The organism is Cognatiluteimonas lumbrici, from assembly GCF_006476065.1.
Lineage (GTDB): Bacteria > Pseudomonadota > Gammaproteobacteria > Xanthomonadales > Xanthomonadaceae > Cognatiluteimonas > Cognatiluteimonas lumbrici.
Genome location: NZ_ML636798.1, coordinates 2,018,252 through 2,036,937 on the forward strand (window position 1 = coordinate 2,018,252; position 18,686 = coordinate 2,036,937).

18 protein-coding genes, 1 other RNA gene and 1 pseudogene are annotated in these 18,686 nt (G+C 72.3%); 13 read left to right on the forward strand and 7 right to left on the reverse strand.

Annotated elements, in window-relative coordinates; all coding sequences use genetic code 11:
* Nucleotides 1–104: 104 nt before the first annotated feature.
* Both ettA and E4F25_RS09775 read right to left on the reverse strand, forming a co-directional pair.
* A complete protein-coding gene (gene ettA, locus E4F25_RS09770; protein ID WP_140909949.1) occupies nt 105–1,766 on the reverse strand; it encodes an energy-dependent translational throttle protein EttA in 1,662 nt (553 codons plus the stop codon).
* Between the two features lie 89 nt (nt 1,767–1,855).
* Nucleotides 1,856–2,830, reverse strand: a complete 975-nt coding sequence (locus E4F25_RS09775) for a YeiH family protein (protein ID WP_342776930.1) — start codon at nt 2,828–2,830, stop codon at nt 1,856–1,858.
* Nucleotides 2,831–2,979: 149 nt separating this feature from the next.
* On the opposite strand from E4F25_RS09775, the gene glyA reads away from it, so the two are divergent.
* From glyA to thiL, 8 genes are read left to right on the forward strand one after another with little or no spacing between them, the layout of a single operon-like run.
* Nucleotides 2,980–4,248 carry a serine hydroxymethyltransferase gene (gene glyA / locus E4F25_RS09780; protein ID WP_140909951.1) on the forward strand — a complete coding sequence of 423 codons (1,269 nt, stop codon included), beginning with the start codon at nt 2,980–2,982 and terminating at the stop codon, nt 4,246–4,248.
* 22 nt (nt 4,249–4,270) lie between these two features.
* Nucleotides 4,271–4,801 carry a transcriptional regulator NrdR gene (gene nrdR, locus E4F25_RS09785; protein ID WP_140909952.1) on the forward strand — a complete coding sequence of 177 codons (531 nt, stop codon included), beginning with the start codon at nt 4,271–4,273 and terminating at the stop codon, nt 4,799–4,801.
* A complete protein-coding gene (gene ribD, locus E4F25_RS09790) occupies nt 4,801–5,940 on the forward strand; it encodes a bifunctional diaminohydroxyphosphoribosylaminopyrimidine deaminase/5-amino-6-(5-phosphoribosylamino)uracil reductase RibD (protein ID WP_140909953.1) in 1,140 nt (379 codons plus the stop codon). The genes nrdR and ribD overlap by 1 nt, the downstream gene beginning before the upstream one ends.
* 6 nt (nt 5,941–5,946) lie before the next feature.
* The gene (locus E4F25_RS09795; protein ID WP_140909954.1) at nt 5,947–6,549 is read left to right on the forward strand and encodes a riboflavin synthase; all 603 of its coding nucleotides are present in this window, start codon (nt 5,947–5,949) and stop codon (nt 6,547–6,549) included.
* A complete protein-coding gene (gene ribB / locus E4F25_RS09800) occupies nt 6,546–7,664 on the forward strand; it encodes a 3,4-dihydroxy-2-butanone-4-phosphate synthase (RefSeq protein ID WP_140909955.1) in 1,119 nt (372 codons plus the stop codon). The genes E4F25_RS09795 and ribB overlap by 4 nt, the downstream gene beginning before the upstream one ends.
* Nucleotides 7,665–7,694: 30 nt before the next feature.
* Nucleotides 7,695–8,174, forward strand: a complete 480-nt coding sequence (gene ribH, locus E4F25_RS09805) for a 6,7-dimethyl-8-ribityllumazine synthase (protein ID WP_140909956.1) — start codon at nt 7,695–7,697, stop codon at nt 8,172–8,174.
* Nucleotides 8,171–8,620, forward strand: a complete 450-nt coding sequence (gene nusB / locus E4F25_RS09810; RefSeq protein WP_140909957.1) for a transcription antitermination factor NusB — start codon at nt 8,171–8,173, stop codon at nt 8,618–8,620. The genes ribH and nusB overlap by 4 nt, the downstream gene beginning before the upstream one ends.
* A gap of 29 nt (nt 8,621–8,649) precedes the next feature.
* On the forward strand, nt 8,650–9,603 hold the full coding sequence (thiL, locus tag E4F25_RS09815) for a thiamine-phosphate kinase (protein WP_140909958.1): 954 nt from the start codon (nt 8,650–8,652) through the stop codon (nt 9,601–9,603).
* On the opposite strand, the gene E4F25_RS09820 is transcribed toward thiL, so the two are convergent.
* Genes E4F25_RS09820 through E4F25_RS09835 form a run of 4 tightly spaced genes read right to left on the reverse strand, consistent with a single transcriptional unit; the run spans nt 9,600 to nt 13,480 of the window.
* A complete protein-coding gene (locus E4F25_RS09820; protein ID WP_140909959.1) occupies nt 9,600–10,460 on the reverse strand; it encodes an SGNH/GDSL hydrolase family protein in 861 nt (286 codons plus the stop codon). The two genes, thiL and E4F25_RS09820, sit on opposite strands and share 4 nt — an antisense overlap.
* Before the next feature lie 27 nt (nt 10,461–10,487).
* A complete protein-coding gene (locus E4F25_RS09825) occupies nt 10,488–11,864 on the reverse strand; it encodes an FAD-binding oxidoreductase (protein WP_140909960.1) in 1,377 nt (458 codons plus the stop codon).
* A gap of 7 nt (nt 11,865–11,871) precedes the next feature.
* The gene (locus E4F25_RS09830) at nt 11,872–12,267 is read right to left on the reverse strand and encodes a YraN family protein (RefSeq protein ID WP_140909961.1); all 396 of its coding nucleotides are present in this window, start codon (nt 12,265–12,267) and stop codon (nt 11,872–11,874) included.
* Nucleotides 12,254–13,480 (reverse strand): penicillin-binding protein activator, encoded by a 1,227-nt coding sequence (locus E4F25_RS09835; protein ID WP_140909962.1) that lies wholly within the window; start codon nt 13,478–13,480, stop codon nt 12,254–12,256. Before E4F25_RS09835 ends, E4F25_RS09830 begins: the two co-directional genes overlap by 14 nt.
* A 71-nt stretch (nt 13,481–13,551) precedes the next feature.
* Between E4F25_RS09835 and rsmI the strand changes: the two genes are divergently transcribed.
* The gene (gene rsmI / locus E4F25_RS09840) at nt 13,552–14,391 is read left to right on the forward strand and encodes a 16S rRNA (cytidine(1402)-2'-O)-methyltransferase (protein WP_140909963.1); all 840 of its coding nucleotides are present in this window, start codon (nt 13,552–13,554) and stop codon (nt 14,389–14,391) included.
* A gap of 132 nt (nt 14,392–14,523) precedes the next feature.
* Here the strand turns inward: rsmI and rnpB are convergent.
* Nucleotides 14,524–14,890: RNase P RNA component class A (gene rnpB, locus E4F25_RS09845), an RNA gene on the reverse strand.
* Nucleotides 14,891–15,257: 367 nt separating this feature from the next.
* Between rnpB and mraZ the strand changes: the two genes are divergently transcribed.
* The 4 genes and pseudogenes from mraZ to E4F25_RS09865 all read left to right on the forward strand — a co-directional run.
* Complete coding sequence (gene mraZ, locus E4F25_RS09850) at nt 15,258–15,704, forward strand: division/cell wall cluster transcriptional repressor MraZ (RefSeq protein ID WP_140909964.1); 447 nt, start codon at nt 15,258–15,260, stop codon at nt 15,702–15,704.
* The gene (rsmH, locus tag E4F25_RS09855; protein WP_140909965.1) at nt 15,701–16,672 is read left to right on the forward strand and encodes a 16S rRNA (cytosine(1402)-N(4))-methyltransferase RsmH; all 972 of its coding nucleotides are present in this window, start codon (nt 15,701–15,703) and stop codon (nt 16,670–16,672) included. The genes mraZ and rsmH overlap by 4 nt, the downstream gene beginning before the upstream one ends.
* Nucleotides 16,672–16,935 (forward strand): cell division protein FtsL, encoded by a 264-nt coding sequence (gene ftsL / locus E4F25_RS09860; protein ID WP_140910413.1) that lies wholly within the window; start codon nt 16,672–16,674, stop codon nt 16,933–16,935. The genes rsmH and ftsL overlap by 1 nt, the downstream gene beginning before the upstream one ends.
* A pseudogene (locus E4F25_RS09865) lies at nt 16,932–18,686 on the forward strand (peptidoglycan D,D-transpeptidase FtsI family protein); the annotation flags it as partial. The gene ftsL and the pseudogene E4F25_RS09865, both read left to right, overlap by 4 nt.

Genomic DNA, 18,686 nt, shown 5'->3' on the forward strand with positions numbered 1-18,686 from the left:
ACACAGTTTAAAAAAGGATCTGTTCCCGGCGATCCTGAAGTCGCGTCGGCTTATAGCTCTTGATCCTTTTCAATCTGTGAAATCTGTGGCTAAAGAAAGGTTGGTTACTTCAGGGCCTTGAAGCGGATGCGGTGGGGGCCGGCGTCGTCGCCGAGGCGGCGCTTCTTGTCTTCCTCGTACTCGCGGTAGTTGCCCTGGAAGAACTCCACGTGCGAGTCGCCCTCGAAGGCGAGGATGTGGGTGGCGATGCGGTCCAGGAACCAGCGGTCGTGGGAGATCACGAACGCGTTGCCGGGGAACTCCAGCAGCGCGTCCTCGAGCGCGCGCAGCGTCTCGACGTCGAGGTCGTTCGACGGCTCGTCGAGCAGCAGCACGTTGCCGCCCTGCAGCAGCGTCTTGGCCAGGTGCAGGCGGCCGCGCTCGCCGCCCGACAGCGTGCCGACCAGCTTCTGCTGGTCCTGGCCCTTGAAGTTGAAGCGGCCGATGTACGCGCGCGACTGGATCTCGACGCCGTTGATGTTGAGGATGTCGAGCCCGCCCGACACCTCCTGGAACACGTTGTGGTTCCCGGTCAGCGCCTCGCGGCTCTGGTCCACGTAGGCCAGCTTGACCGTCGGCCCGATCGCGATCTCGCCCTTGTCCGGCTTCTCCTGCCCGGTGATCATCTTGAACAGCGTCGACTTGCCGGCGCCGTTCGGGCCGATGATGCCGACGATCGCGCCCGGCGGCACGATGAAGCTGAGGTCGTCGATCAGCATGCGGTCGCCGAACGACTTCGACACGCCCTTGAACTCGATCACCGAGTTGCCCAGGCGCTCGCCCGGCGGGATGAAGATCTCGTTGGTCTCGTTGCGCTTCTGGTAGTCGACGCTCTGCAGCTCCTCGATCCGGGCCAGGCGCGCCTTGCCCTTGGAGCGGCCGCCCTTCGCGTTCTGCCGCGCCCACTCGAGTTCCTTCTGGATCGCCTTCTGGCGCGCCTTCTCCTGCGACTCCTCGCGCTTGAGGCGCTCTTCCTTCTGCACCAGCCACTCGGTGTAGTTGCCCTTCCACGGGATGCCGCGGCCGCGGTCCAGCTCGAGGATCCACTCGGCGGCGTTGTCGAGGAAGTAGCGGTCATGGGTCACCGCGACCACGGTGCCCGGGTAGCGCTGCAGGAACTGCTCCAGCCACGCCACCGATTCCGCGTCCAGGTGGTTGGTCGGCTCGTCGAGCAGCAGCATGTCCGGCTTCTGCAGCAGCAGGCGGCACAGGGCCACGCGGCGCTTCTCGCCGCCGGACAGGTTGCCGATCTTCGCCTCCCACGGCGGCAGGCGCAGCGCGTCGGCGGCGACCTCGAGCTGGTTCTCGAGGGTGTGCGCGTCGCCGGCGGCGAGGATCGCCTCCAGCCGCTCCTGCTCCTTGGCGAGGGCGTCGAAATCGGCGCCCTCCTCGGCGTAGGCGGCGTAGACCTCGTCCAGCCGCTTCTGCGCCTGCAGCACTTCGCCGACGCCTTCCTCGACCGCTTCGCGCACGGTCATTTCCGGATCGAGCTTCGGCTCCTGCTCCAGGTAGCCGACCTTGATCCCCGGCTGCGGGCGCGCCTCGCCGGAGAAGTCGGTGTCCACGCCGGCCATGATCCGCAGCACCGTGGACTTGCCGGCGCCGTTGAGGCCGAGCAGGCCGATCTTGGCGCCCGGGAAGAACGACAGCGAGATGTCCTTGATGATCTGGCGCTTCGGCGGGACCGTCTTGGACACGCCGTTCATGGTGTAGATGTACTGCGACATTGGAGCTCCGTGCGGACGAGCGGGGACGCCTGCGCGACGGCAGGGCCCAGGGATTCGGGGATGCCTCGATTATAAGGCTTCGGGCGTGCCTAGGCCTGTCCGCCGGCGAACTGCAGGGCCAGGCTGCCCACCGCCACCGCCGCCCAGACGCCCAGCCCGAGCAGGATCGGGCGCGCGCCCGCGTCGCGCATGCGGCGCAGGTCGGCCGACAACCCGATCGCCGCCAGCGCCAGCACCATCAGTGCCACCGCCGCGCGGTGCAGCGGCGCCAGCAGCGCTTCCGGCACCCAGCCAGCGGTCCGCAACGCCGAGGCGGCCAGGAACCAGAGCACGAACCACGGGAACACCTTGGCCAGCCCGGGCCTGGCCGCGCCGGCGCCGGAGCCGGCGTTTCCATCGCCGCGCCAGGCCACCAGCGCCGCGATCGCCAGGCACACCGGCACGATCATGGTCGCGCGGGTCAGCTTGACGATGGTGGCGTAGTCGCCGGCCGGCTGGCTGTAGGCGTAGCCGGCCGCCACCACCGAGGAGGTGTCGTTGATCGCGGTGCCGGCCCACAGGCCGAAACCGGCGTCCGACAGCCCCATCCAGTGGCCCAGCGGCGGGAACACCAGCACCGCCACCAGGTTGAACAGGAAGATGGTGGAGATCGCGAACGCGGTCTCGTGGTCGCGCGGGCGGATGATCGGCGCCACCGCGGCGATCGCCGAGCCGCCGCAGATCGCGGTGCCGACGCCGACCAGCATGGTCAGCTTGCCGGGAACGCGCAGCAGCCGCCCGAGTGCCCAGGCAGCGATGAAGGCCACCGCCAGCGTGCCCAGCATCACCCCCAGCGACTCCAGCCCGGTGCGGGCGACCTCGCCCAGGTCGAGCCCCAAGCCCAGCCCGACGATGGACCACTGCAGGAGCTTGCGGCCGGTAAAGCGGATGCCCGGGTCGAAGGCCGGGCCCGGCGCGAACAGCGCCCGCACCAGCACGCCGAGCACGATCGCCGCCACCGCGGCGCCGACCAGCGGCAGCGCCATGCCGATGCCCCAGGCCACGGCGCCCACTACCCCGGCCAATCCGATGCCCCGTGCAATCACCGCCCACCGCGCCCTGTAGGAGCGGCGCTCGCGCCGCGACCCGTCCATTGTCCCCGTCCGCCCCGGCCCGGAACACCCCCGCGGGCTACAATCGCGGCATTCCCCCGCCGCCCAGCCCGGAGTCCCCGATGTTCCCGCGCGATGCCCGTATCGAAGGCTACGATCCCGAACTTGCCCAGGCCATCGCCGACGAGCGCCAGCGCCAGGAGGACCACGTCGAGCTGATCGCCAGCGAGAACTACGCCAGCCCGCGGGTGATGGAGGCCCAGGGCAGCGTGCTGACCAACAAGTACGCCGAGGGCTACCCGGGCAAGCGCTACTACGGCGGCTGCGAGTTCGTGGACGTGGCCGAGCGGCTCGCCATCGACCGGGTCAAGGAACTGTTCGGCGCCGACTACGCGAACGTGCAGCCGCATTCGGGCTCGCAGGCCAACCAGGCGGTGTACCTGGCGCTGCTGCAGCCGGGCGACACCATCCTCGGCATGTCGCTGGCGCACGGCGGCCACCTGACCCACGGCGCCAAGGTCAACATCAGCGGCAAGCTGTTCAACGCGGTGCAGTACGGCGTGGACGACGAAGGCCTGATCAACTACGACGAGGTCGAGCGCCTGGCCGTCGAACACAAGCCGAAGATGGTCGTGGCCGGCTTCTCCGCCTACTCGCAGGTGGTGGACTGGGTGCGCTTCCGCGCCATCGCCGACAAGGTCGGCGCGGTCCTGTTCGTGGACATGGCCCACGTCGCCGGCCTGGTCGCCGCCGGCGTGTACCCGAACCCGGTGCCGCACGCGCACGTCGTGACCTCGACCACCCACAAGACCCTGCGCGGGCCGCGCGGCGGGATCATCGTCGCCGGCAACGCGGCGATGGGCGACAAGGCCGAGGAGATCACCAAGAAGCTGCAGTCCATCGTCTTCCCCGGCATCCAGGGCGGCCCGCTGATGCACGTGATCGCGGCCAAGGCGGTGGCCTTCAAGGAAGCCCTCGAGCCGGAGTTCAAGGCCTACCAGCAGCAGGTGGTGAAGAACGCGCAGGCGATGGCCAGGACCATCATCGACCGTGGTTACAAGATCGTCTCCGGCGGCACCGAGAACCACCTGATGCTGGTGGACATGATCGGCAAGAACATCACCGGCAAGGACGCGGAAGCGGCCCTCGGGAAGGCCCACATCACCGTCAACAAGAACGCGGTGCCCAACGACCCGCAGAAGCCGTTCGTCACATCCGGCCTGCGCATCGGTACCCCGGCGGTCACCACCCGCGGCTACAAGGAAGCGGACTGCGTCGAGCTCGCCAACTGGCTCTGCGACGTGCTCGACAACCCGAACGACGGCAACGTGATCGCGAAGGTGCGGGAAGCGGTCACCGCGCAGTGCCGCAAGTTCCCGGTCTACGGCTGACCCGGACCGCAGGCGCCGCCCGATGCACTGCCCCTTCTGCCAGCACGCCGACACCCGGGTCATCGACTCGCGGGTCAGCGAGGACGGGGCGACCATCCGCCGGCGGCGCGAGTGCGAGGCCTGCGGCGAGCGCTTCAGCACCCTGGAGACGATCGAGCTGAAGCTGCCGGCGATCATCAAGAGCGACGGCCGCCGCGACCAGTTCGACGCGCGCAAGCTGCGCCAGGGTTTCGACCGCGCGCTGCAGAAGCGGCCGGTGTCCGAGGAGCAGATCGAGGCCGCGGTGCGCGCGGTGGTGCACCAGCTGCGGATGACCACCGAGCGCGAGATCGCCTCGCGCCGGGTCGGCGAGTTCGTGATGGCCGAACTGCGCAAGCTCGACCACGTCGGCTACGTGCGCTTCGCCTCGGTGTACCGCGCGTTCGAGGACGTGGCCGACTTCCGCGAGGAGCTCGACCGGCTCGAGCACGACCTGCCGGGCGAGGGCCAGCTGCCGCTGCTCGGCGCCGAGGTCGTCCCCATCGACAGGCACGCAGAGAAAAAGAAGCGTTGATGCCAGATTCCCCCACCCACACCCACGCATCCGACGCCACGGGCAGCGGCTTTTCCGCCCTCGACCACGCGATGATGGCGCGCGCGCTGCGCCTGGCCGAGCGTGGCGCCTACACCACGCGCCCCAACCCGATGGTCGGCTGCGTGATCGTGCGCGACGGCGAGGTGGTGGGCGAGGGCTACCACGAGCGCGCCGGCGGTCCGCACGCCGAGGTGTTCGCGCTCGAGGGCGCGCGCGAGCGGGCGAAGGGCGCCACCGCCTACGTCACCCTCGAACCGTGCTCGCATACCGGCAAGACCGGCCCCTGCGCCGAGGCGCTGGTCGCGGCCGGCGTCGCGCGCGTGGTCGGCGCCATGCAGGATCCGAACCCCAAGGTCTCCGGCAGCGGCTACGCGAAGCTGCGCGAGGCCGGGATCGCGGTCGAGGGCGGGCTGATGGAAGCGCAGGCGCGCGCGCTCAACCGCGGCTTCCTGTCGCGCATCGAGCGCGGCCGGCCGTGGCTGCGGATCAAGCTCGCCACCAGCCTCGACGGGCGCAGCGCGCTCGCCTCGGGCGACTCCAAATGGATCAGCGGCGAGGCCGCGCGCCGCGACGTGCACCACTGGCGCGCGCGCGCCGGCGCGCTGCTCACCGGCGCCGGCACCGTGCTGGTGGACGACCCGCACCTGACCGTGCGTTTCGACGACGACACCCCGTTCGTGCCGCCGCTGCGGGTGGTGCTCGACCCGGGCCTGGCCACGGTCGCGCGCGGGCACATCCGCCAGGGCGACGCGCCGACGCTGTACCTGCACGCCGCCGACGTGAAGCCGCCGCGCGCGCTCGACGCCGAGCACGCCCACGTGCCGGTCGTCGGCGGCCGCTTCGACCTCAGGGCGGTGCTGGAACTGCTGGCCGGGCGCGGCATCAACGAGGTCCAGGTCGAGGCCGGCGCGACCCTGGCCGGTGCCTTCCTGGCGCAGGGCCTGGTCGACGAGCTGCTGCTGTACGTGGCGCCGGTGATGCTCGGCGCGCGCGCCCGCCCGCTGTTCGACGGCCTGCACATCGACGAGATGACCGACCGGCTGGCGCTGGAGATCCTCGAGACCCGCCGCATCGGCGAGGACGTGCGGGTGCTGCTGCGGCCCAAGGGCAACGGGTAACCGCCGATGTTCACCGGACTGGTGCAGGCGGTCGGCCGCCTCGAGGCGCGCGAGGCGCGCGGCGGTGATGCGAGGCTGCGGATCGCGTTCGGCGGGCTGCCGACCGGCGACGTCGCGCTCGGCGAGAGCATCGCGGTCAACGGCGTGTGCCTGACCGTGGTCGACTTCGACTCCGCTGCGTTCGAGGCGGACGCTTCCAACGAGACGCTGGCGCTGACCACGCTCGGCCGGTTGCCGGAAGGCGCGCCGCTCAACCTCGAGCGCGCATTGCGCGCGGAGGACCGGCTCGGCGGCCACCTCGTCAGCGGCCATGTCGACGGCGTCGGTGAGGTGCTCTCGGTGGAACCGGACGCGCGCGCCCAGCGCTGGCGCTTCGCCGCGCCGGCGCCGCTGCTGCGCTACGTCGCGGCCAAGGGCTCGATCTGCGTGGACGGCACCAGCCTGACCGTCAACGCGGTGGACGACGCCGGCTTCGAGGTCGCGCTGGTCCCGCATACCGTCGCGAACACCGCGTTCGCGGCCACCCGGGTCGGCGACCCGGTCAACCTGGAGGTGGACATGATCGCGCGCTACGTCGAGCGGCTGCTGTCGGCGGGGGTGCCGCGATGAGCTTCGCGCCGGTGCCGGAACTGATCGAGGAGATCCGCGCTGGCCGCATGGTCGTGATCGTGGACGACGAGGACCGCGAGAACGAGGGCGACCTGATCATGGCCGCGGAACTGGTGCGGCCGCAGGACATCAACTTCATGGTCACGCACGCGCGCGGCCTGGTGTGCCTGTCGCTGACCCGCGAACGCTGCCGCCAGCTCGGCCTGCCGCCGATGGTGCGCGACAACACCTCGCCGCACGGCACCAACTTCACCGTCTCGATCGAGGCCGCCGAGGGCGTCACCACCGGCATCAGCGCCTACGACCGCGCGCACACCGTGCGCACCGCGGTGCGCCCCGACGCATCCCCCGCCGACCTGTCGCAGCCGGGCCACATCTTCCCGCTGCAGGCGCAGCCGGGCGGGGTGCTGAACCGCGCCGGGCACACCGAGGCCGCCAGCGACCTGGCGCTGCTCGCGGGCATGGAGCCGGCCGGCGTGCTGGTCGAGATCCTCAATCCCGACGGCACCATGGCGCGGCGCCCGGAGCTCGAGGTGTTCGCGCGCGAGCACGGGCTCAAGCTCGGCTCGATCGAGGACCTGATCCGCTACCGGCTGGAGAACGAGCACACCGTCGAGCGCGTGGACGCGCGCGCGATCGAGACCGAGCACGGCGGGTTCGAACTGGTGACCTACCGCGACCGGCTCAACCATGCGCTGCACTTCGCGCTGGTGCGTGGCGAGCCCGAGGCCGCGACCCCGACGCTGGTGCGGGTGCAGGTGCGCAACCCGCTGGCCGACGCGCTGCGCTGGCGGCGGTCCGATTTCGGCCCGGCGGTGGGCGACGTGCTGGCGCGGCTCGCGCAGGAGGGTCGCGGGGTCCTCGTGCTACTCGACGCGCCCGGTCCCGACGGCCCCGAGGCGCTGCTGGAGCGCATCCGCCAGCCACAGGCGGAGCACGCCGCCGACGCCGCCGCGTCGCGGCGCGGCGCGCTGGTCGAATGGCGGCGCAACGGCGCCGGCTCGCAGATCCTGGCCGACCTCGGCCTCGGCAAGCTGCGCGTGCTCGGCACCCCGCGGCGCCAGGTCGGCCTCGCCGGCTACGGCCTCGAGGTGGTGGAGCACCTTCCCCTGTAAACTGGCGGGCCGTCCGGGAGCTCCACTGCCATGCCGCATTACGAAGGCGACCTGCGCGCCCCCGCCGGCGCCCGCTTCGCCATCCTCGCCAGCCGCTGGAACCCGCGCATCACCGACGCGCTGGTGACCGGCGCGCGCAAGGCCTTCGCCGACCACGGCGTCGAGGCCGACGCGCTGGACGTGGTCCGCGTGCCGGGGGCCTGGGAACTGCCGCAGGCGGCGCTGCACCTGGCCGCGAGCGGCGAGTACGCGGCGCTGGTCGCGCTCGGTTGCGTGGTGCGCGGCGACACCCGGCACTACGAGCAGGTCGCCGACGGCTGCGCGGAAGGGCTGATGAAGGTCGCGCTCGAGACCGGCGTGCCGGTGTGCAACGGCGTGCTCGCGGTCGAGCAGCACGCCGACGCCGAGAAGCGCGCCGGCGGCAGCCACGGCAACAAGGGCGAGGAAGCGGCCCAGGTGGCGCTCGAGATGGCGGAGCTGCTGTCGCGGCTGCCGGGAGCGCCGGCATGAGGCGGCAGTCCCGCGACGGCGTCGACAAGGTCGCGCGCTCGCGCGCCCGCCGGCGCGCGCTGCAGGCGGTGTACGCCTGGCAGATGGCCGGCGGCAGCGCGCAGCAGGTGATCGCCCAGTTCGCGCACGAGCAGGCGCGCGAGACCGCCGACCTGGAGTATTTCGAGGACCTGGTGCGCGGCGTGCTCCGCCACCACGCGGAGCTCGACGCCGCGCTGGACGAGTTCGTCGACCGCGGCATCGCGCAGGTGGACCAGATCGAGCGTGCCGCGCTGCGCATCGCCGCCTACGAGCTGCGCCACCGCCTGGACATCCCGTACCGGGTCGTGATCAACGAGGCCATCGACGGCACCAAGCGCTTCGGGTCCGAACACGGCCACACCTACGTCAACGGCGTGCTCGACCACGCCGCCGCCGCCTGGCGCGCCGTGGAAAAGGGCCTGTAGGAGCGGCGCTGGCGCCGCGACCCTTCGGCATGGAATTCACCCTCATCGACCGCATCCGCCGCCGCGCCACGGGCCGCGGCGACGTGGTCCTGGGCATCGGCGACGACGCCGCGCTGCTGCAACCGCCAGCGGGCATGCTGCTCGCGGTCGCCACCGACACGCTCAACGCCGGCGTGCATTTCCCCGACGGCACGCTGGCCGCCGACATCGGCTGGAAGGCGCTGGCGGTGAACCTGTCGGACCTGGCCGCGATGGGCGCGACGCCGGCGTGGGCGAGCCTGTCGCTGTCGCTTCCCGCTGCCGACGCGGACTGGCTCGACGCCTTCCTCGACGGCTTCCTCGCGCTCGCCGACGCGCACGGCGTCGCGCTGGTGGGCGGCGACACCACCCGCGGACCGCTGTCGGTGTGCGTCACCGTGCACGGCTGGGTCGCGCCGGGCGCGGCCCTGCGCCGCGATGGCGCGCGCGCCGGCGATGACGCGTGGGTCACCGGCACGCTCGGCGATGCCGCCGCGGCGCTGGTCCAGTGGCGTGCCGGCGGCGCGCACGATCCGGCCCTGCGCGCGCGCCTGGACCGGCCGAGCCCGCGGGTGGAAGCGGGGCGGGCCCTTGCCGGACTAGCCCATGCCGCCATCGACGTCTCCGACGGCCTGCTGGCGGATCTCGGCCACGTCTGCGCCGCGAGCGGCCTGGGCGCGGAGATCGCGCTGGAGGCGCTGCCGGCCTCGCCGGCGCTGCTCGCCGCCTTCGACGGCGAACGCCGCACGGCCCTGCAGGCGACCGGCGGCGACGACTACGAGTTGTGCTTCACCGCGTCGCCCGAGGCGCGCGATGCGATCGCCGCCGCGCTGGCTCGCGTCGGCGTGCGCGCGACGCGCATCGGCGGCATGGTCGCCGGCGGCGGCGTGTCCGCCCGGCTCGCGGACGGCACGACCTGGCAGCCGGCGCGCGCCGGCCACGAGCACTTCGGCAACGGCGGCTAGCCGCCGCGCGCGGCGGCGAACAACGGCGCCAGCGCCTCGGCCGCGACTTCGACCCGCTGCCCGTCGCCGGCCAGTTGCGGCTGCGTCTCCAGCGGCGCGTCCGCGTGCACCGCGGCGTTGGAGGGGAGCAGCGGGAAGTCGAGCACGAGCTTGCGCGCCTGCGGCGGGCGGGCCGCGACCGCCTCGTACAACTGGGCGGCCATCGCCAGCGAGGCGAGCACCGTGGGGTGCACGGCGTCCCCGAGCACCTGTTCGGGGTCGCGCCCGGCCGCGAGCTCGACCAGCAGCGGCGCCGCGCGCACCAGCCCGACCTCCGCGCCGCCGGCACTGCCCAGGCGGCCGGCCAGCAGGGTGTAGGCGCGGAGGGTGCCTTCCTTCAGTGCCTTGCGGCGGCGCGGGTCGCGCAGGGTGGCCGGCTTCATCGGCGGCCATGCCACCAGCAGCAGCACGCGCGCGCCGCGCGCGTCGGCCAGCGCCACGAAGTCGCGATGCGCGCGCTCGCTGCGCCGGCACTCGGGCTCGCCGCGGTGCATCGCCATGCAGCGCAGCAGGCCGCCGCGCTCCTGCAGCACGACGACGTCGAAGTCGCCTTCGCGCAGGGCAGTCGCGGCATGCCCCGCGTCCCACAGCTCATCCAGTTCCGCACCGGGGATCGCGAAGGTGGTGGTGGCGATCCGCGGGCCGGTTTCCTGCGACGCGGCAATCGCCCGCACCAGGCGCGGCAGGTTGTTGGCGTAGGTGAGGCTGTTGCCGACGAACAGCACCTTCACCGTGTCGTCGGCGCGTGCCTGCGTGCAGGCGATGGCCAGCAGCAGGCAGGCGAGGAAACGCAGGCATGCAGTCAGGGGTGCGGCCATGGCGCGTCCTCCCGGGGGTCCGCGGCGTCAGGGTAGCAGCTTGCCCGGGTTGAGGATGTCGTCGGGATCGAACAGCCGCTTGACCCCGCGCATCAGCTCGAGCGTGCCCGCGTCCAGGGCCCGGGCCATGAAGTCGCGCTTGGCCAGGCCGATCCCGTGCTCGCCGGACAGGGTCCCGCCAAGCTCCAGCGCAAGCGCGAACACGCGGGGCAGGGCGGTCCTGGCCGCCCGCGCCCGGGACGGGTCGTCCGGGTCGAACAGGATGTTGACGTGCAGGTTGCCGTTGCCGGCATGCCCGAAGGTGACGACCAGGACCCCGCAGTCGCGCGAGATGGCCTGCACCCCGGCCACCAGTGCCGGGATCCGCGACACCGGCACCACCACGTCCTCGTTGATCTTGCCGGCGGCGATCGTGCGCAGCGACGGCGACAGCGCCTTGCGCGCGGACCACAGCCGCTCGCGCGCGGCCGCGCTGCCGCCGGTCTCGATGTCGAGCAGGCCGTCCACGGTCGCGGCCTCGCCGAGCGCGACCAGGGCCGCGGGCAGGGCGTCGGGATCGCCGTCGGCCTCGATCATCAGAAGCGCGCCGGCTTCGGCCGGCAGCTCGGCGCCGCCCACCTCGCGGGCGAGTCGCACGCATTCGCCGTCCATGAACTCGAGCATGGACGGCACCACCGGTTGCGCCATCAGGCGCGCCACCGCCGCGGCGGCGCTGCCCACGTCGCGGTAGGTCGCGCGCAGCACCTGGCGGTCGCGCGGCAGCGGCGCCAGCTTCAGCGTCGCCTCGACGATCAGCGCGAGCGTGCCTTCGCTGCCGACCAGCAGGCGCTGCAGGTCGTAGCCGGTGGCGCCCTTGGTGGTGGCGCTGCCGAAGCCGACGAGCTCGCCGGCGCCGGTGACCGCGGTGAGCGCGAGCACGTTGTCGCGGGTGGCGCCGTACTTCACGGCGCGCGGCCCGCCGGCGTTGCAGGCGAGGTTGCCGCCGACGGTGCAGGTGTCGGCGCTGGTCGGATCGGGCGGCCAGAACAGGCCGTGCGCGCGCAGGGCGTCCTGCAGCACGCCGTTGACCACGCCGGGCTCGACCACGGCGCAGCGGTCGTCCGGGCGGATCGCGAGGATCCGGTCCATGCGCTCGAACGACACCACCACGCTGCCGCTCGCCGGCACGGTCGCGCCGGTGGTGTTGGTACCGGCGCCGCGCGCGACCAGCGGCACGCGGTGCTCGCGGCAGGCGCGCACCAGCGCGCGCACCTGGTCGCGGTCGGCCGGGATCGCGACCGCGTCGGGCAGGCGTGTTTCGCGGCGGTACTCGTCGCCGTAGCGCGCCAGCCGGCCCGCATCGCGTACCCAGCCGTCGCCGAGCAGCGCCTGCATTGCGTGGTCGAAGGCGTCGCTGAAGGCCATGGCGTCGTCAGTCGTCGGCGCGGAACGCGTCGCGGATCCAGCGCAGCCGCGGTCGCGCCGGATCGCCGTCGCCCTCGACCACGTCGAAGCGGCAGGGCATGTCGTGCAGCCCGTTGCGGTGCAGGAACAGCGTCGCCGCCCGCACCAGCTTGCGCCGCTTGGACGCGTCCACGGAGGCGGCGCCGCCGCCGAAGCCGGCATCGGCGCGGTAGCGGACCTCGACGAACACGAGCACCTCGCCGAGGCGGTCGCGGTCCAGCATCACCAGGTCGAGTTCGCCGCTGCGGAAGCCGACGTTGCCGGCCAGCGGACGCAGCCCCGCGGCCAGCAGGTGGTCGCGCGCCGCGGCCTCGACCGCGAAGCCGCGCGCGCGGCGGTCGAGCGCGGCTTCAGCCGCCGGCATTCGCCAGCGGCACCACCGTCGCGCCGCTCCAGGTGGACCACGCCGGCGAGCGCAGCACGTTGCCCTGCGCGTCCACGCGCAGGCGACCGGTGGCGCCGGGAACGCTGGCCGCGGGGTCGGTGGCGAGGCGCTCGAGGTAGGCGGTGACCAGCCAGGCATCGTGGCCGAACGCGAACAGGCGCGCAGCCGGCCCGCGCGCGGTGGGCAGCATCTCCGCGGCGCTGTCGGCCGACGGCAGGCCGGGCACGCTGAGCACGCCCCAGGCCTCGGTCGGGAAAGCGATGCCGTCGAGCGCGTGCTCGGCGGTGTAGTCCAGGCGCGACGCCTCGGCGGGATTGGCCGAGGCCAGTTGCGAGGTCGCCACGCGCGGGCGGTTGCCCAGGCCGACGGCCTCCAGTTGCGGCAACACGCCGCGGATGCGTCGGGCCGCCAGCGCCATGAACACGGCGTCCACCGGCGGCTGCGCGGCACCGGACGCGACGACCGCCGCCAGCGAGGCCGAGATGTCGGATTCCGGCGTCGCCACCACGATCTCCGCCGCCACCTCGCCGCCATGCGCACGCAGGTGTTCGCCGAAGGCCGCGGCGGCACGGCGCATGCTGTCGTCGGGCCCGGCCAGCACCAGCACGCGGCGCGCGTTGCGCGCGAGCAGGTACTCGGCGGCGGCGATGCCGTCGTCCTCCGGCGCCAGTGCGAAGCTGGCGGCACCGCGTACCGGCGGCGTGGTCGCCCGGTTGAGCGCCAGCACCGGCACCGGCACGTCGCCATGCGAGAACAGTGCGCCGACCTCGTCGCGCCCGAGCGGGCCGATCACGAAATCGGCGCCGGCGGCGACCGCTTCCTGGTAGGCGGCCAGCGCACCGGCGGGCGTTCCCACGGTGTCGTAGAAGGTCAGTTCGGGGCGACGCCGCGACTCGGCGTAGTAGGCCGCGAGCAGGCCGTCGCGCACCGGTTGCGCGGCGCGCGACAGGTTGCCGGACAGCGGCAGCAACACCGCCACGTTCGCCGGCGGTCGGTAGCCGTCGCGTTCAGCCGGCGGCAGCGCGCTGGCGTCGAAGCTCCAGTGGTCGGTCGGCGGCGGCGCCTCCGGCAGCGCCTGCGGCGTGGCCACCGGTGCCGGCGCGCGCACTACCGTGGTGGTGCAGCCGGCCAGCAGGACCAGCAGGCACAGCGTGGCGAAGATCGGCGCGATGGCGCGGTTGCGGTGCGGCATGGGGGCCGGGGCTCCCTGGTGGACCGGTTAGGATTCTACCCGTGCGCGGAACGACGCGCGGTGGAGAACGGATGACGACCGCCAGTCACAGCGGCACCCTGCACGTGGTCGCCACGCCGATCGGCAACCTCGGCGACCTGTCGCCGCGGGCGCTGGAGACCTTGCGCGGCGTGGCCGCGATCTGCGCCGAGGACACTCGGCGCACGCGCCAGCTGCTGTCGCACTTCGGGCTCGACACGCCGCTGCTGGCGTTGCACGAGCACAACGAAGCGGACGTGGCGGCGCGCCTGGTCGCGCGCCTGCAGGGCGGCGAATCGCTGGCGCTGGTGTCCGACGCCGGCACGCCGCTGGTGAGCGATCCGGGCTTCCGCCTGGTGCGCGCCGCGCGCGCCGCGGGGGTCCGGGTCAGCCCGGTGCCCGGTCCCTGCGCGTTCGTCGCCGCGCTCAGCGTGGCCGGGCTGCCCAGCGACCGCATCGCGTTCGAGGGCTTCCTGCCGGCGAAGGCCGGTGCCCGCCGCGAGCGCCTGGCGCTGCTCGCTTCCGAGCCGCGCACGCTGGCGTTCTACGAGTCCTCGCACCGCATCGCCGACACCCTGGCCGACCTGCGCGATGCCTTCGGCGCCGCGCGTCCCGCGGTGCTCGCGCGCGAACTCACCAAGCTGTTCGAGACCGTCCTCGACGGCAGCCTCGGCGAACTCGCCGAGCGCGTCGCCGGCGACCCCGACCAGCGCAAGGGCGAATTCGTCGTGCTCGTGCAGGGCGTCGGCGACGACACCGAAGCCCGCATCGTCGAAGGCCGCCGCCTCTACGCCCGCCTCGGCGAACACCTCCCCCCCTCCACCGCCGCCAAACTCGCCGCCGAACTCACCGGCGCCCCCCGCAAGGCCCTTTACGGCTTCGAGGACAAATAGCTTTAGCCACAGATTTCACAGATTGAAAAGGATCAGCCACGCGGCAAGCGGATTTCGCGGGGAAACCTGGGCTCCCGCGAACAAATCCTTTTTTCATCTGTGGAATCTGTGGCTAAAAATACTTGAAGAAAGCGGCGGAGCCGGCCTGTAAGCCGGGTTCTGTCGTGGACAGTCATTCCTCTGGGCGCAGCGTCACCGCTACGCTCGAGCAGCCTACCCGGACCTGACGCGGGCAACGTCGTGGGGTCCCTATTTGGCCTTGCTCCCGGTGGGGTTTGCCGTGCCGGCCTGTTGCCAGGCTCGCGGTGCGCCCTTACCGCACCATTTCACCCTTGCCACGCGCCCCGAAGGGCCGTTCGGCGGTATCTTTCTGTTGCACTTTCCGTCGGCTCGCGCCGCCCAGGCGTTACCTGGCACCGTGCCCTGTGGAGCCCGGACTTTCCTCGATGCCCGCCTGCCCCGAAGGACAGATGGACACCGCGACTGCCTGGCCGACTCCGCCGCGGAACATGGTACCCGTGGGAGCGCGCCTTGCGCGCGATGTGCCGCCGATCGCGCGCAAGGCGCGCTCCCACAGTTCTGCTGCGGTGCAGCAAGCTGAATGCCGGCAGCCGGTCGCGCCCGCCTGAACGACCCCTTCACGAGGGCTTGATCTCAAATTTTGAGACGAAACAGCAGCTTGTGGATAAACCTTTAACAAGTCTCTGAAGTTTCACGCAAGTCATTGACCTGCCTAGCGAAAATCCCCGCTGAAAGTTGTTGACAACCTTGGGGGGCACTCCTAAGGTGGCGACTCGTGGGAAAACCGGGAAATTAGTGGTTTTCCGAGGTCGCAAACCCGCCTCAGACGGGGGCACAGGGCAGGCATGTTCCAGGGCGAGACCGCCATCACCATCGACGACAAGGGCCGGCTGGCGATCCCGACCAGCTACCGGGAGGTCGTCGCGCGCGAGTCCGGGAACCGGCTGGTGTTCACCTACAACCCGTTCGAGGCCGGCTGCCTGTACCTGTATCCCCACGCCGTGTGGGAAACCGTGCGCGACCAGGTCAATGCCCTGCCGCGCACGCGCAGCAACAGCCGGCTGCTGCAGCTGAAGCTGGTCGGCGCGGCCGCCTTCGTCGAACCCGACGGCAACGGCCGCATCTCCATCCCCGCCACGCAACGCGCGGCCTGCGGGCTGGAGAAGAAGGCGGTGCTGCTGGGCATGGGCGACAAGTTCGAACTGTGGAGCGAGCAGGCCCACCACGCGCGGATCCGGCAGACGCTCAGCGATGCCGACCTGGGCGACGGGCTGCTCGACCTGCAGCTATGACGGCGGGTGGCCACGGGGCGGCGCCCCGCGCGGGCCACCTTCCGGTGTTGTACGACGAGGTCATGGAAGGGCTCGCGGTGCGATCGGACGGAACGTACCTGGACGGGACGTTCGGACGCGGCGGCCATGCCCGCGGCGTGCTGCAGGAACTCGGGCCCGGAGGGCGGCTGCTGCTGATGGACAAGGATCCCGAAGCGATCGCGACGGCCGAACGGGAGTTCGGCGGCGACCCGCGCGTGGCCATCCGCCGCGGCAGCTTCGCCGACCTCGCTGCCTGGGACGCGACCGCCGGCGGGCTCGACGGCGTGCTGCTCGACCTCGGCGTGTCCTCCCCCCAGCTCGACGTCGCCGAGCGCGGCTTCTCGTTCGGCAAGGATGGGCCGCTGGACATGCGCATGGACCCGGACGCCGGCGAAAGCGCGGCGCAGTGGCTGGCGCGCGCCGACGAACAGGAGATCGCGGACGTGCTCTGGCGCTACGGCGAGGAGCGCCAGTCGCGGCGGATCGCGCGCGCCATCGTGGCGGCGCGGGCGCAGGCGCCGATCGAGCGCACCGCGCAGCTCGCCGAGGTGATCGCCGCGGCGATGCCGCGTGGCAAGACCGGCAGCGACCGCAACCGCATCCATCCGGCGACGCGCAGCTTCCAGGGCATCCGCATCTTCATCAACCGCGAGCTGGCCGACCTCGAGGCCGGGCTCGTCGCCGCGATGGAACGCCTGAAGGCCGGCGGTCGGCTGGTGGTGATCAGCTTCCATTCGCTCGAGGACCGCATCGTCAAGCAGTTCATCGCCGCGCGCGCCAAGGCGCCGCCCACGGACCGGCGCCGGCCCGAACCCGAAGCCTTCGTGCCGACGCTGCGCGCCATCGGCGGCGCGCGCAAGGCCGGCGAACGCGAGCTGGCGGGCAACCCGCGTGCGCGCAGCGCGGTGCTGCGCGTGGCCGAGCGCCTGGCGGGGGTGGCGGCATGATGCTGCGCGTCGTGCTCGGGCTGCTGGTGGTGGCGAACGTGCTCAGCGCGATCGCGGTGGTGTTCGCGCGCCACGAGCACCGCCAGCTGTTCATCGAGCTCAGCAAGCTGGAGAAGGCGCGCGACGAGCTCAACATCGAATTCGGCCGCCTGCAGCTGGAGCAGGCGACCTGGGCGGAGAGCAACCGCATCGACCAGGTCGCGCGCAACCGCCTCGGCATGCGCTTCCCGGAAACCCGCGACATCGTGGTGGTGCGGCCATGAGCGTGCGTCCCGGCAACGGCAGGCAGCGCGGCGCCGGCAAGGCGGCGCGCGAGGCGCGCCCGCCGCGCCCGCGCGGCCGCTTCAACCTGCGCGGGCGGCTGGCCCTGGTCGGCGGCGCGCTCGGGCTGTGCTCGCTCGCGCTGGTCGGCCGCGCGGTCGACCTGCAGCTGATCGACAACGACTTCTATCGCCAGCAGGGCGATGCCCGCTTCCTGCGCGAGATCCCGATCCCGACCTCGCGCGGCATGATCACCGACCGCAACGGCGAGCCGCTGGCGGTGTCGTCGCCGGTCGAGTCGATCTGGGGCAACCCGCAGGAGCTGCTCAAGCACCCGGACCGGCTGCCCGAACTCGCCGCCGCGCTCGGCGTGCCCGCCGACGAGCTGACCCGCAAGCTGGGGCAGCGCAGCGACAAGGAGTTCATGTACCTGCGCCGGCGCATGAATCCGGACCAGGCGCGCGAGATCCTGGCGCTCGACATTCCCGGCGTGTTCTCGCAGCGTGAGTTCCGGCGCTTCTACCCGCAGGGCGAGGCGCTGGCGCACGTGCTCGGCTTCACCAACGTCGACGACCGCGGCCAGGAAGGCATCGAGCTCGCGTTCGACGACTGGCTGCGCGGCGAGCCCGGCGCCAAGAAGGTGATCCGCGACCGCCGCGGCCGCATCGTCGAGAACGTGGACCTGGTGCGCCCGGCGCAGCCCGGCCACGACCTCACCCTGTCGATCGACCGCCGCATCCAGTACCTCACCTACCGCGAGCTCAAGCGCGCGGTGGCGGAGACCGGGGCGAGCAGCGCCTCCGCGGTGGTGCTGGACGTGGCCACCGGCGAGGTGCTGGCGATGGCCAACGTGCCCTCGTACAACCCGAACGCGGTGGACGGCAGCCACCGCGAGGCGCGCCGCAACCGCGCGGTCACCGACGTGATCGAGCCCGGCTCGACCATGAAGCCGGTGACCATCGCCGCGGCGCTCTCGGCCGGGGTGGTCACGCCGGACACGCTGATCGACACCAACCCGGGCTGGATGCCGAACGGCCGCTTCACCACCACCGACACGCGCAACCACGGCGTGCTCAGCGTCACCGGGGTGATCACCAAGAGCTCCAACGTCGGCGCCGCCAAGATCGCGCACATGCTGCCCGACCGGCAGTACTACGACTTCGTGCGCCGCTTCGGCTTCGGGGTGGAGCCGGGCAGCGGCTTCCCCGGCGAGTCCGCCGGCGTGCTGCCGCCGGTGGACGCGTGGTACGGCACCACCAAGCAGACCATGTCCTACGGCTACGGCATGTCGGCGACGCCGCTGCAGATCGCCGAGGTCTACGCCGCCTTCGCCAACGGCGGGCGCATGATCGCGCCGACCTTCGTCAAGGGCCAGCGCAACGAGCCGCGCCAGGTGCTCGACCCGGAGATCGCGGGCGAAGTGATGCGCATGATGCAGACCGTGACCGAACCGGGCGGCACCGCGACCACCGCGGCGATCCTCGGCTACCACGTCGCCGGCAAGACCGGCACCTCGCGCATGGCCAGCGGCGGTGGCTACTCGCGCCGCTACGTTTCGGTGTTCGCGGGCGTGGTCCCGGTCGAGCACCCGCGCTTCTCGATGGTGGTGGTGGTCAGCGAGCCCGACCCGGGCCGCCGCGGCTACTACGGCGGCTCGGTCTCCGGCCCGGTCTTCCACGACGTGATGCAGGGCGCGCTGCGGCTGATGGACGTGCCGCCGGACGACATCGAGACCTGGATCGCGGAGGCCGCG